Below are 12,263 nucleotides of genomic sequence, written 5' to 3' on the forward strand. Positions count from 1 at the left end.
TTATTCGTTGGTGACGGCTTCTACTTCGGTCAGCGAGGTCATGCCTTGCTTGACCTTGAGCAAGCCGGATTGGCGCAAGTCGCGAATACCCTCGCGCTTGGCCTGGTCTGCGATGTCTATAGAGTTACCCTGGCGCATGATGATGCGTTGCATTTCTTCGGAGATGGGCATGACCTGATAGATGCCCACCCGGCCCTTGTAGCCCGTGCCCTTGCAGATATCACAACCAACAGGCCCATAGGGCTGCCAACTGCCGTCCAGGTCGTCCTCGGTGTAGCCGGCGCGCAACAGCACGTCGTGTGGTATGTCCACCGGTTTCTTGCAGGCAGAGCATAGGCGCCGTGCCAGCCGCTGGCCGGTGATCAGGATGACCGACGAGGCGATGTTGAACGGGGCGATGCCCATGTTCAGCATACGTGAGAGGGTGGCAGGCGCATCGTTGGTGTGCAGGGTGGAGAACACCATGTGACCGGTCTGGGCGGCCTTGATCGAGATGTCGGCGGTCTCCAGGTCACGGATTTCACCGACCATGATGATGTCGGGATCCTGCCGCAGGAAGGATTTGAGTGCGGCCGCGAATGTCAGGCCGGCCTTGTCGTTGACGTTGACCTGGTTGATGCCGGGCAGGTTGATTTCGGCCGGGTCTTCGGCGGTCGAAATATTGATGCCAGGTTCATTCAGGATATTGAGGCAAGTATAGAGCGACACCGTCTTGCCGGAGCCGGTGGGGCCGGTTACCAATACCATGCCGTAGGGGCGATGGACAGCGTCCAGCAAGGCTGCTTTTTGATCAGGCTCGTAACCCAGTGCGTCGATACCTAGCGTGGCGGAGCTGGGGTCGAGAATCCGCATACAGATCTTCTCACCGAACAGCGTGGGCAAGGTGGAGACCCGGAAGTCGATGGCGCGCGTCTTCGATAGCACCAGCTTCATCCGACCATCTTGCGGGATGCGCTTTTCCGAGATGTCGAGCTTGGAGATCACCTTGATACGGGAGGAGATTTTCTCCTTGATGGCCAGCGGAGGCTGGGCCACTTCGCGCAGCACGCCGTCGATGCGGTAGCGTACGCGGTAGAATTTCTCGTAGGGCTCGAAGTGGATATCGGAGGCGCCGCTATTGATGGCATCCAGTAACAGCTTCTGGATGTATTTCACCACCGGGGCGTCATCAACTTCGTTGGTGCCGGTGTCGGCTTCTACCTGGCTCTCCTCGGGCACGTTGAGGTCCAGGTCGTCCTGGTCGTTCACCATGTCCTTGAGGTTGGCGCCACTGGCCTCGACCAGCTTATCGATCAATTGTCCCAGCTTGGGGTCTTCGACAATGATGGGTTCGATGACGGCGCCGCTCTGGAACTTGGCATCTTCCAGTGCCTGCAGGTAGGTCGGATCGGAGATGGCCACGAACAGCTTGGTGCCGCGCTTGTACAGCGGGGCGATGCGGCGGGTCTGCATCAGTTTGCGATCCAGCGCGCCGGGCGGGATATAGGCCGGGTCGAGTTGGGCCAGGTCCAGCATGGGGTAGCCGAAGGTCTGGGCTGCGAACTCGGCCACCTGCAGGCCGCTGAGTTTCTTGCTGGCAACCAGGGCCTGCACAAAGCTGGTCTGGCTGGCCTGTGCCTGTGCCTGGATGGCATCCGCATCGGCTTCCTGTAAGCGGCCTTGCTGAACCAGCGCGCGGGCGATGCCAGAGAGGGTGGATGGGGATTGCGCCATAGGTAATGCGTCCTTGCGGAAGGTGACGCGAACTGCGCCGTATTTAGAAGGCTGGCATAAATAATGCCTTTGTCAAGTTCGTATGTAAAGCCGAAAACCCTTGCGCCGTCTGGCTTTGATGGGTTTTTTATGGCGTAGGCATAAATTTCGCCTTGCATAATTGCCGGATGGCGCTGCCGCTTGGCTGCGGCGATCAGTGTTGCAGCAGCGCATCCAGTACGAACCGACTACCAATATAGGCCAACAGCAGCAGGGTGAAGCCCGTCAGTGTCCAGTTCACGGCAATGCGGCCGCGCCAGCCGCGCGTCTGCCTGCCCCAGAGCAGGGCGGCGAATACCAGCCATGCTGCCAGCGAGAACAGGGTTTTGTGATTGAAAGTAACCGCTTTGTGGAACAGCGCCTCGGAGAAGACCGTGCCGGTGACCAGGGTGGCGGTCAGCAGCACAAAGCCCAGCGCCAGGGTGGAGAATAGTAGTCGTTCAAGTGCCAGCAAGGGTGGTAGCTGGCTGAGCAGGCCGCGGCCTGGTTGGTGCAGCTGGCGATCGGCCAGGCGCATCAGGACCGCCAGTCCCGCCGCTACGGCGAAAAAACCATAGGCCAGCATGGCAATGGCGAAATGAGCCTGCATCAGGGGGGCGGACAGCCATGGTGTCGGGTGGCCGGCAGGCATCAGCAGGCTGGCGCCCAGGCTGACGGTTGCCACGGGCAGCAAGATGACCTGCAGGCCTTCCAGCTTGATCAGGAAGGCTGCTGTCCAGTAGATCAGTACCGCTATCCAGGTCAGCATGCCCAGGGCTTCGCGCGCGCCGAAGTGGGGGGCAAGGCCGATCAGGGGGGTGAAGGCCAGGGGGGCGTGCAGTAGCAGCAGCAGGCCCAGCAGGCTGTGTTCCAGCTTGAGGCGGGTGGCTGGCGGGGCCTGGAAGGGTTGCCGGCGTGATGCCCACAGCCAGCAGGCCAGCGCGAGGTAGCCTAGCCATACCAACAGGGGGAGCAGGGTGAGGTGCTGAGTCATGGGGCGTGTTGGCAAGTCGGGTTGCGGCAAGTCAGGTAAACTGCCGGGTTTAAACAGCCTTTGGGAATCTGTCTACGCGCTTGCCGGCATCGCTAGTGCGCTGCGGCAGCTACCCCATGCGGCTGCGGATGCCGTGTTTGCGGCCCTGCTGCTGGCGGGCAAGATAGCGGTAAACAGTTTCCGAACCAGTCTTCGGCCTCGTGTCGAGAGGCTGCTCAAGTCTAACAGAGCACCGCTGGGTGCCGATTGAGAATTGCTCCCATGTTTGACAACCTGCAAAGCCGTCTTTCCACTGTCGTCAAAACTCTGCGCGGTCACGCCCGGTTGACGGAGGACAATATCTCGGACGCCATGCGCGAGGTGCGCATGGCCCTGCTAGAGGCCGATGTCGCCTTGCCTGTGGTGAAAACCTTCGTGGCGCAGGTGAAAGAGCGTGCCCTGGGGCAGGAGGTGATGGGCAGCCTGACGCCGGGCCAGGCGGTGATCGGTGTGGTGCACGATGAGCTGAAGAAGCTGATGGGCGACCACAACGACAGCCTCAACCTGGCTGCTGTGCCGCCGGCCATCGTGCTGATGGCGGGCTTGCAGGGGGCGGGCAAGACCACGACCACCGGCAAGCTGGCCAAGCGCCTGAAGGAAGATTCCAAGAAGAAGGTGCTGGTGGTCTCGGCCGACGTGTATCGGCCTGCCGCCATCGAGCAGCTCAAGCTGTTGGCAGGCCAGGTGGGGGTGGAGTGGTTTCCTTCCGACCCCAAGCAGGCGCCGGCCGATATCGCCCGTGCTGCGCTGGATCATGCCAAGCGGCATTTCTTTGATGTCCTGATTGTTGATACTGCGGGCCGCCTGGCAATAGACGAGGCCATGATGGCCGAGATCAAGCAGTTGCATGCGCTGCTCAACCCGATAGAGACGCTGTTTGTGGTGGATGCCATGCAGGGGCAGGATGCGGTGAATACGGCGCGGGCCTTTGGTGAGGCCTTGCCGCTGACCGGCGTGGTGCTGACCAAGCTCGATGGCGATGCCCGTGGTGGTGCGGCGCTGTCAGTGCGGCATGTGACCGGCAAGCCGATCAAGTTCATCGGGGTGGGCGAGAAGGTGGGTGGGTTGGAGCCCTTCCACCCCGAGCGCATGGCTTCGCGCATCCTGGGCATGGGCGATGTGCTCAGCCTGATTGAGCAGGTGCAGCAGACGGTCGATGTGGAAGAGGCTGAGAAACTCGCCAAGAAGATGAAGTCCGGCAAGGGGTTTGACCTTGAGGATTTCCTGGCGCAGATACAGCAGATGAAGAAAATGGGTGGCATGTCCGGCCTGCTCGACAAATTGCCGGGCATGGGCCAGATGAGCCAGGCCATGCAGGGGCCGGAGGCTGAAAAAGCCATGCGCCGGGTGGAGGGCATCATACGCTCGATGACGCCGCTGGAGCGGCGCAAGCCCGAGTTGCTCAAGGCCAGCCGCAAGCGCCGTATCGCTGCCGGCGCCGGGGTCAGCGTGCAGGAAGTCAATCGCCTGCTCAAGCAGTTCGAGGACATGCAGAAGATGATGAAGCAGTTCTCCGGCAAGAATATGTTCAAGCTGATGAAGGGCATGAAGGGCATGCTCCCCGGCATGTAAGAGCCTTTTCACGATTTTTCCCCGGGGAAAAGATCGTGAATAGACTCTGGGCGCCTGTTCAAGGCTTGCCGCCTTGTCGTTGTGCAACGCGGGTGCGCTGGCTGTACGCCCCGCCTGGCGGCCGCCAGTGTGGTTTGCCGATAAGGTCTAATTACTTGAGTTGCAAGATCTTCTTGCTGCTTTGTGCCGGGTGGTTGTAGAATGCCCGGCTTTCTCCGCCTAACCAGAATTTTAGGAACAACATAATGGTTGTGATTCGTCTTGCCCGTGGTGGCGCCAAGGATCGTCCGTTCTTCAACGTGGTCGTGGCCGACAAGCGCTGCCGCCGTGACGGTCGCTTTATTGAACGCATTGGCTTCTACAACCCCCAAGCCAAGGATGGCGAAGAGGGTCTGCGCATTGCTGCTGACCGCCTGAGCCACTGGATTGGCAACGGTGCCCAGCTGGCTGACAGCGTCAAGAAGCTGGTCAAGCGTCTGCCGGCCTAAGTGCCGAAGGACGTGAGCGCCGACATGAAGCCGGCGGACCAAAAGCCCATCGCAGCATCACAGGCCGGTGTACCGGCTGATCTGGTGCCGATGGGTTTTGTCGCAGGTGCGTTTGGTATACGCGGCTGGGTGAAGGTGGTTTCCGACACCGAGTACGCCGATAGCCTGTTTGATTACGATACATGGTGGCTGGGCCGTAATGGCAACTGGCGCGCCTATCGTGTCGAAGAGGGTAATCGCCAGCCCAAGAATCTGTCTGCCAAGCTGGAAGGCGTGACGGATCGTGATGTCGCCCATGGTTTCAAGGGGATGACGGTTGCGATTCCGCGCTCTGCCATGCCGCCGGCAGATGAGGGTGAATACTACTGGGCCGATCTGATCGGCCTGGCCGTTGTCAACCTGCAGGGCGAAAGCCTGGGCAAGGTAGACAACCTGCTCAGCACCGGTGCCAATGACGTGCTGGTGGTGAAGGATGGCCAGGCTGAACGCCTGATCCCGTTCGTGGGCCCGGTCATCGACAGCGTTGACCAGGTAGCCGGCGTGATCAAGGTCGATTGGGGCCTGGATTACTGACGTGCGCTTTGATGTCGTCACGATTTTTCCTGCCATGTTCGAGGCGATTGCCCAGCATGGCGTGACGCAGCGGGCACACGAGCAAGCCTTGTTTGGCCTGCAGTGCTGGAACCCGCGCGACTACAGCACGGGCAATTACCGGCGGGTGGATGATCGCCCCTATGGTGGTGGCCCCGGCATGGTGATGCTGCCAGAGCCGCTGGAGGCTGCCATCGAGGATGCCAGGTCAGCGCAGGCTGCTGCTGGCGCTGCGCGCAGCAGGGTGGTTTATATGTCGCCGCAGGGCGCGCCGCTGACCCATGAGTCGGTGATGCGACTGCTGCAGGAGCCCGGCCTGATCATTCTGGCCGGTCGCTACGAAGGCATAGATGAGCGTGTGATTGCGCGCCAGGTGGATGAGGAAATCTCCATTGGCGACTATGTGCTGTCGGGCGGCGAATTGCCGGCCATGGTACTGATCGATGCGCTGGTCAGGCAGTTGCCCGGGGTGCTGAATGATGCAGCCTCGGCGCAGGAAGACAGTTTTGTGGACGGGTTGCTGGATTGCCCGCATTACACCCGTCCAGAAGAATATCGCGGCATGGCGGTTCCGGAAGTCCTGCTTTCGGGCAACCATGCGGCGATCAGGCGTTGGCGGCTTAAGCAGTCGCTGGGGCGGACGTGGTTGCGTCGGCCCGAGTTGCTGCAGGATCGCCAACTGACAAAAGAGGAAGCTCGTCTTCTCCGTGAGTTCCAGTCCGAACAGGACCAGGATGCACGTAAAGAGGATGCCTGAGCGCACCGAGAGGTGGCTGGCAGCCTGAGAAGGAACAAGCTTCACACTGGAGTATTGAACGATGAATCTCATCGCCAAGCTGGAACAAGAAGAAATCGCCCGTCTGGGCAAGACCCTCCCCGAATTCGCCCCCGGTGACACCGTCATCGTGCAAGTGAAGGTGAAGGAAGGTAACCGCGAGCGTCTGCAGGCTTACGAAGGCGTGGTTATCGCCAAGCGTAACCGCGGCCTGAACAGCTCCTTCATCGTCCGCAAGATTTCGTCGGGTGAAGGCGTTGAGCGTACTTTCCAGACCTACTCGCCGCTGGTTGCTTCGGTTGAAGTGAAGCGTCGTGGTGATGTGCGTCGCGCCAAGCTGTACTACCTGCGCGACCGCTCGGGCAAGTCCGCACGTATCAAGGAAAAGCTGCCGGCCCGCAAGGTCGCTGTTGCCGCCGCTTAAGCGACGGACACTGCTGCTGCTTGAAAGACGGTCGTCGCAAGACGGCCGTTTTTTTATGCCCGCAGGACCTTCATCCCCATAGGGCGAGGTTGAGCGGCACGGTCAGCATGGCGCCCAAGGTGGTGGCGGTGATGGTGGCGGCGACCAGCTGGCCGTCACTGCCCAGGCGCACGGCCAGGATATAGGCGGTGGTGGCAGAGGGCAGGCAGGCCAGTACCAGCGCTGCCTGGTAGTACACGCCAGTCACCCCCAGCAGGCGGCAGCAGGCAACGGCCAGCAAGGGCAGCAGCAGCAGCTTGACCACCGACCACCAGGCAACCAGCCAGGGCGCGCCGCGCCAGGCCGCCAGGCGCAGGGCGCCGCCTACGGTGATGAGACCCAGTGGCAGGGCGGCACCTGCCAGCAGGCCCAGGCCGTGGTGCAGCCAGGCGGGCAAGGACCATTCGTTGAGATTCCAGCACAGCCCCAGGACAATGGCGATGATCAGCGGGTTGGTCAGCAGCTCGCGCCAGATGCGGTTGCCCTGGCCCCGGGTCAGTTGCAGGATGGCGATGAGGTTGACCAGTGGAATCAGCAGGCCGACCAGCACGGCGAAGGCGGCAATGCCTTGCTGGCCGTGCAGGCCGCCGATGATGGCCAGGCCCACGTAGGTATTGAAGCGGTAGGCGCATTGTGTGCCGCTGTTCAGTGCGGCGGGTGAGGCCTGCAGTAGCCAGCGGGCGGCATAGCCCAACAACAGTCCACCCAGGGTGAACAGCAGGCCTGCCAGCAGCATGGGGCCGCTTTGCGCCATGTCCAGCGGTGCGCGTGACACTGCATTGAAGAGCAGCGGCGGAAACAGGACGTAGTAGATAAACTGTTCCATGCCCTGCCAGAAACCATCGTCGCGAAAGCTGCTGCGCCTGAGCGCATAGCCCAGCAGTATCAGCAGGAAGTCAGGTAGCAGCAGGGTGATCATGGGCTGGGATTATCGGCCTGTTCGAGCAAAATGCAGCATGAGGTGGTGACTTTATGTCCGCCATGACGGATCGGGACAGAATAGACGGTTTTATTGATGCCGCCTGGCTGTCGGAGGGGTGGAGCGGCCACACTGCAGATAGCTACCGGCGCGACCTGACACAATGGGCCGATTGGCTGGCGCAATCGGGTAGCGACAGCCTGAGCGCTGGCCCCGATCAGATACGGGATTACCTAGCCCTGCTGGCGGTGCGCTATGCCGAGACGGCGGCATTGAGCGAGGTGGACAAGCGACGTCTGCCCGCCTTGATGCGGGGCAAGAATGGGGCATCCCGTGGCCGCTTGTTGTCGGCCTTGCGTCGCTACTACCGGCATTTGCTGGAGGAGGAGACGATAGCTGTGGACCCCACCGGCGAGCTGGATGGCCCCAGGCTGGTGCGGCCCTTGCCCAAGACGCTGTCTGAGGTGGAGGTGGAGGCGCTGATGCGTGCGCCCGCGCTGGATACGCCGCTGGGTCTGCGTGACGCGGCCATGCTGGAACTGATGTATGCGGCTGGCCTGCGGGTGTCCGAGTTGGTGGCCTTGCCGCTGGCTGCCATGAATCTGGCCGAAGGTTCGGTGCGGATAGAGCATGGCAAGGGAGACAAGACGCGGTTGGTGCCTATGGGGCAGCCGGCACAGCAGGCATTCCGGCGCTACCTGGCCGAAGGGCGGCCTCAGTTGTTAGGCGGCCGTGCCCACCCGATTGCCTTCGTGAATGCCCATGGCCAGCCGCTGACCCGGCAGGGCTTCTGGTATATCGTCAAGCAATACGCACTGCGGGTGGGCATAGCGGCCCAGCGCCTGAGCCCGCATGTGCTGCGGCACGCCTTTGCCACCCATCTGGTCAACCACGGCGCGGACCTGCGGGTGGTGCAACTGCTGCTGGGGCATGCGGACATTACCACCACCCAGATCTACACCCATGTGGCCAAGGCCAGGCTGGCAACCTTGCATGCAGCGCATCATCCGCGTGGCCGTCGCGGTGACGGATGACAGTGGCTCGCCAGGCGAGCCACGCCAGCAGGGGTGATGGCTGGACTACTTCTTCAGGCACTCGCTCATGAACTTCTTGCGCTCGTCGCCCTTCTTGCCTTCGGCCTCCTTGTTACAGGCCTTCATCTTTTCCTGCTGAGGGTTGGCGGGCTTGGCCTTGAGGCATTCGCTCATGAATTTCTTGCGCTCGTCGCCTTTCTTGCCTTCGGCATCCTTGTTGCACTGAACCATCTTGCTCTGTTGCTTGGTGGGTTCCTTGGCAGTGGCGGGGGCGTCGGCAGCATGGGTAAGGCTTAGGCTCAGCAGGGCGGGAACGATAAGGGCAAGCAGTTTCATGGTGAACTCCAGTAGGGAAATGGCAAAGCCAAGGCAGTGTAGAAGAGCTGCCAGCCAGCAGCAAATGCCGCTGTGATAAAATGCCGGCCTTCTTCTGATTCGTTTTCGAGGATTTTTATCATGGCCGGCCATTCCAAGTGGGCGAATATTCAACACCGCAAGGGTCGTCAGGACGCCAAGCGCGGCCAGCTGTTCACGCGGCTGATCAAGGAAATCACGGTTGCCGCCAAGATGGGTGACCCTGACCCTGCTACCAACCCGCGCCTGCGACTGGCGGTGGACAAAGCCCTGGGCGCCAATATGCCCAAGGACAATATCCAGCGCGCCATTGATCGCGGTGCCGGTAACCTGGAGGGCGTGGACTACATGGAAACGCGCTACGAGGGTTATGGCATAGGCGGTGCCGCCGTGATGGTGGATTGCCTGACCGATAACAAGACCCGTACCGTGGCCGATGTGCGCCATGCTTTCAACAAGTATGGCGGCAACATGGGCACTGACGGTTGCGTGTCGTTCCAGTTCAAGCACTGCGGTTACCTGATCTTTGCCCCTGGCACCAATGAGGATGCCTTGATGGAAGCGGCGCTGGAGGCTGGCGCTGACGATGTGGTGAGCAATGACGACGGTTCCATCGAGGTCATCACCCCTCCCTATGACTTCGTCACCATCAAGGAAACCCTGGAGGCTGCCGGTTTCAAGGCTGAGATGGGCGAAGCCACCATGAAGCCGCAGGCGGAAACACCGCTGGCCGGCGACGATGCCGTGAAGATGCAGAAGCTGTTGGATGCGCTGGAAAGCCTGGACGATGTCCAGGAGGTCTACACCACCGCCCTGATGGACGAGTAACAGACCAGTAGACGGGGAGTCTGCGGGCGGGCTGGCATGGCCGCTGTGATGAATGCAGTACTTCCCGACAGAGGGCCGGTTATCCGGCCCTTACGCATTTGAGCTATGGCTTGCCTAAGATGGAGCAGGCACAGAGGCTTGTTAAGGAACGGATTGTCGCCATGTATCACACGCCAAATTATCGAAATCGTGGTAACAGCCGCTGGCGTGATCGCCTGCGCGGCTTGTTGGGCATGCGTGTCAGCCGGCAATTGCCCGACCCTGGCCCCCGGCCCCATATAGGCGACTACATTGCCTATCGTGACCTGGTCATGAAGATAGGTGAGCCAGTGCCTGATGAGCTGTGGGATTGGCTGGTGTTCAACCGCTGGCGCCAGGTCCACCCTCAACGGGATCGCCGGCGCTATCGCCGCCTGCCGAGTGAGACTTTCCGCATGCTGGCCCGCTGCTCGCCTACCCAGCGGGATGCCTTTGTGGCGCAGATGCTGCGCCAGCACAAACCAGCCATGACGCGCATGGGGCCGTTGAAATAAGCGGACGGCACTGGAGATCGGGGCCGCAGGCTGCTAAAAAGCAAGCTGTCTGATCGCCTGGCCACGCCATGACCTCCGCCCACCTCTTACGCCTGCTGCGCCATTTCTCCTGGTGGCACTGGCTGGCCATCAGCTTGCTGCTGGTGTTGCTGGACTACACCGTATTGCACACCAGCCGCATCATCGACCAGCGCGCCGGCGATGTGCTGCTGCGTGAGCATGCCAAGCGCCGCCCGGTTTCGACCGGCGTGGTGGTGGTCGATATCGACCAGCGCTCTCTCGAACGGATGAATGAGGCGGCCGGCAGCTGGCCATGGCCACGCTCGGTGCATGGCGAACTGACCGACTATCTGGCGCGCCAGGGGGCCCGTGCCATCGTGTTTGATATTCATTTCAACGAGATGGATTTCTATCGGCCCGAGCATGACCAGGCCTTTGCCGAGACGGTGGCGGCGCACAGCAACGTTTACCTGGCCATGGCGCTGCAGGACAGTGGTAGTGGTGGGCCCATGGCCAGCATGATCCCGCCTGCTGTGGGGGTGACGGCGCTGCCAGGGGCCAATCCGCAAACCCGCATTCCGGTATTGCTGCCCCTGGTGATGCTGCAGCACAAGCAGCCGGGGGCCATGCGTGGCGGGCTGATCAATTTTGTGGAAGACAGCGACCTGGTTGGTCGCCACTACCTGCTCTACAAGGACTACCAGGGCTGGCGCTTCCCCTCCATGCCAGCCCGGCTGGCGCGCGACCTGGGCTGGCCGCTGCCGCAGCAGGGTGACCGTATTCTGCTCAACTGGCGCGGTGGCTGGCAGCATGTGTCCTATGCCGACCTGTATGAAGACGCGCAGCGCGAGCAGCCCCGCCGTCCGCTGATGGAGTTCAAGGACAAGGTCGTGGTGGTCGGTGCGGCGGCACCGGGCCTGATGGACCTGCGTCTTACCCCCTTGGCCAGCACCTATCCCGGCGTCGATATCCTGGCCACCAGCATAGACAACCTGCGGGCCGGTGATTGGCTGGGCGAGAAGCCCAGGCCGCTGGTGCTGCCCTTTATTGCGCTGTTGCTGGGCAGCATCGCCTGGCTGTTTGCCCGTGGCTATGCGCCTACCCGTATCTTGTATGGTTTGCTGGGTGTGAATGTATTGGTGGTGGCGATAGTCTGGTGGCAGCTTGGGCGAGGGTTGTTCCTGCCCTTGTTTGCGCCGCTGGCCTGGGGCTGGGGCTATTTCTGGCTGTGTGCCCTGCTGGCCTATCTGAAGGAGCGGCAGCAGCGCGAGCGGGCCATGGGCATGTTCCAGCGTTTTCTGGACCCGCGCGTGGTAAGCGATCTGGTGGCCAATGGTGAGATCAATACCGAGGTGAATGCTGAAAGCCGCCAGGTGACGGTGCTGTTTTCGGACATTCGCGGTTTTACCACGCTGTCGGAAACCCGCTCGCCAGAGGCCATCGTCTCCCTGCTCAACCGCTATTTCTCCACCCAGGTGGAAATCATCTTCCGCCACGGCGGCACCCTGGACAAGTTCATCGGCGATGCCATCATGGCCTTCTGGGGCGCTCCGGTGAATGACCCTGATCACGCCAAGCATGCGATAGCGGCCGCCATTGAGATGGCGGAGGCGCTGGTGCGATTCAAGGCCGAGCTGACCGAGCTGGGTCATGATTTCGACATTGGTATCGGCCTCAATAGCGGGCCTGCGGTTGTCGGCTTTATCGGCTCTCGAGATAGACTGGACTACACTGCAATAGGTGACACGGTGAACTTGGCCAGCCGTATAGAAGGGCAGACCAAGGGGGTGGCGCGGGTGCTGGTGGCGGAGTCGACCATGCTGCTGGCGCAGGCGGATTTCAGCTACCGTGATTGCGGCTTGCACCATGTAAAAGGCAGGGAGCAGGAAGTCAGGTTGTTTGAGCCCGGGCGTCTGGGCACGAGCGGAAACGGGAGTTGAAG

At 61.4% G+C, this 12,263-nt stretch carries 14 protein-coding genes; 9 read left to right on the forward strand and 5 right to left on the reverse strand.

The genetic code is table 11. The features are described from left to right. Both pilB and QQK16_RS14585 read right to left on the reverse strand, forming a co-directional pair. Entirely contained in the window at window positions 1-1,713 is a 1,713-nt protein-coding gene (gene pilB, locus QQK16_RS14580; RefSeq protein WP_284197202.1) for a type IV-A pilus assembly ATPase PilB, read from the reverse strand. Window positions 1,714-1,906: 193 nt separating this feature from the next. Next, window positions 1,907-2,725 (reverse strand): cytochrome C assembly family protein, encoded by an 819-nt coding sequence (locus tag QQK16_RS14585; protein ID WP_284197203.1) that lies wholly within the window; start codon window positions 2,723-2,725, stop codon window positions 1,907-1,909. A gap of 261 nt (window positions 2,726-2,986) precedes the next feature. Between QQK16_RS14585 and ffh the strand changes: the two genes are divergently transcribed. From ffh to rplS, 5 genes are all read left to right on the forward strand, one after another. Continuing rightward, complete coding sequence (ffh, locus tag QQK16_RS14590; protein ID WP_284197204.1) at window positions 2,987-4,336, forward strand: signal recognition particle protein; 1,350 nt, start codon at window positions 2,987-2,989, stop codon at window positions 4,334-4,336. Between the two features lie 245 nt (window positions 4,337-4,581). Further along, the gene (rpsP, locus tag QQK16_RS14595) at window positions 4,582-4,824 is read left to right on the forward strand and encodes a 30S ribosomal protein S16 (RefSeq protein ID WP_284197205.1); all 243 of its coding nucleotides are present in this window, start codon (window positions 4,582-4,584) and stop codon (window positions 4,822-4,824) included. 24 nt (window positions 4,825-4,848) lie between these two features. After that, a complete protein-coding gene (gene rimM, locus QQK16_RS14600; RefSeq protein ID WP_284197206.1) occupies window positions 4,849-5,397 on the forward strand; it encodes a ribosome maturation factor RimM in 549 nt (182 codons plus the stop codon). 1 nt (window position 5,398) lies between these two features. Then, window positions 5,399-6,172 carry a tRNA (guanosine(37)-N1)-methyltransferase TrmD gene (gene trmD, locus QQK16_RS14605; protein WP_308447044.1) on the forward strand — a complete coding sequence of 258 codons (774 nt, stop codon included), beginning with the start codon at window positions 5,399-5,401 and terminating at the stop codon, window positions 6,170-6,172. 61 nt (window positions 6,173-6,233) lie between these two features. Then, window positions 6,234-6,614: a 50S ribosomal protein L19 gene (gene rplS, locus QQK16_RS14610; RefSeq protein ID WP_284197207.1), complete on the forward strand. Its 381-nt coding sequence runs from the start codon at window positions 6,234-6,236 to the stop codon at window positions 6,612-6,614. Window positions 6,615-6,684: 70 nt separating this feature from the next. Here the strand turns inward: rplS and QQK16_RS14615 are convergent, their stop codons facing one another. Then, window positions 6,685-7,572 (reverse strand): AEC family transporter, encoded by an 888-nt coding sequence (locus QQK16_RS14615; protein WP_284197208.1) that lies wholly within the window; start codon window positions 7,570-7,572, stop codon window positions 6,685-6,687. A 53-nt stretch (window positions 7,573-7,625) separates the two neighbouring features. Between QQK16_RS14615 and QQK16_RS14620 the strand changes: the two genes are divergently transcribed. After that, window positions 7,626-8,606, forward strand: coding sequence for a site-specific tyrosine recombinase XerD (locus tag QQK16_RS14620; protein ID WP_284197209.1), 981 nt, complete (start codon window positions 7,626-7,628; stop codon window positions 8,604-8,606). A 45-nt stretch (window positions 8,607-8,651) separates the two neighbouring features. Here QQK16_RS14620 and QQK16_RS14625 read toward each other — a convergent pair whose 3' ends face one another. Both QQK16_RS14625 and QQK16_RS14630 read right to left on the reverse strand, forming a co-directional pair. Further along, a complete protein-coding gene (locus QQK16_RS14625; protein ID WP_284197210.1) occupies window positions 8,652-8,942 on the reverse strand; it encodes a PsiF family protein in 291 nt (96 codons plus the stop codon). Further along, window positions 8,939-9,064, reverse strand: coding sequence for a hypothetical protein (locus QQK16_RS14630; RefSeq protein ID WP_284197211.1), 126 nt, complete (start codon window positions 9,062-9,064; stop codon window positions 8,939-8,941). The genes QQK16_RS14625 and QQK16_RS14630 overlap by 4 nt, the downstream gene beginning before the upstream one ends. Here QQK16_RS14630 and QQK16_RS14635 point away from each other — a divergent pair. The 3 genes from QQK16_RS14635 to QQK16_RS14645 all read left to right on the forward strand — a co-directional run bounded on the left by QQK16_RS14635 (window position 9,063) and on the right by QQK16_RS14645 (window position 12,261). Next, a complete protein-coding gene (locus tag QQK16_RS14635) occupies window positions 9,063-9,788 on the forward strand; it encodes a YebC/PmpR family DNA-binding transcriptional regulator (protein WP_284197212.1) in 726 nt (241 codons plus the stop codon). The two genes, QQK16_RS14630 and QQK16_RS14635, sit on opposite strands and share 2 nt — an antisense overlap. Before the next feature lie 161 nt (window positions 9,789-9,949). Beyond that, window positions 9,950-10,321, forward strand: a complete 372-nt coding sequence (locus tag QQK16_RS14640) for a hypothetical protein (protein WP_284197213.1) — start codon at window positions 9,950-9,952, stop codon at window positions 10,319-10,321. Between the two features lie 68 nt (window positions 10,322-10,389). After that, on the forward strand, window positions 10,390-12,261 hold the full coding sequence (locus QQK16_RS14645) for a CHASE2 domain-containing protein (RefSeq protein ID WP_284197214.1): 1,872 nt from the start codon (window positions 10,390-10,392) through the stop codon (window positions 12,259-12,261). The last annotated feature ends 2 nt before the right edge of the window (window positions 12,262-12,263 follow it).

The sequence above is a fragment of the Chitinimonas prasina genome (assembly GCF_030160395.1).
GTDB classification, from domain to species: Bacteria; Pseudomonadota; Gammaproteobacteria; order Burkholderiales; family Chitinimonadaceae; genus Chitinimonas; species Chitinimonas prasina.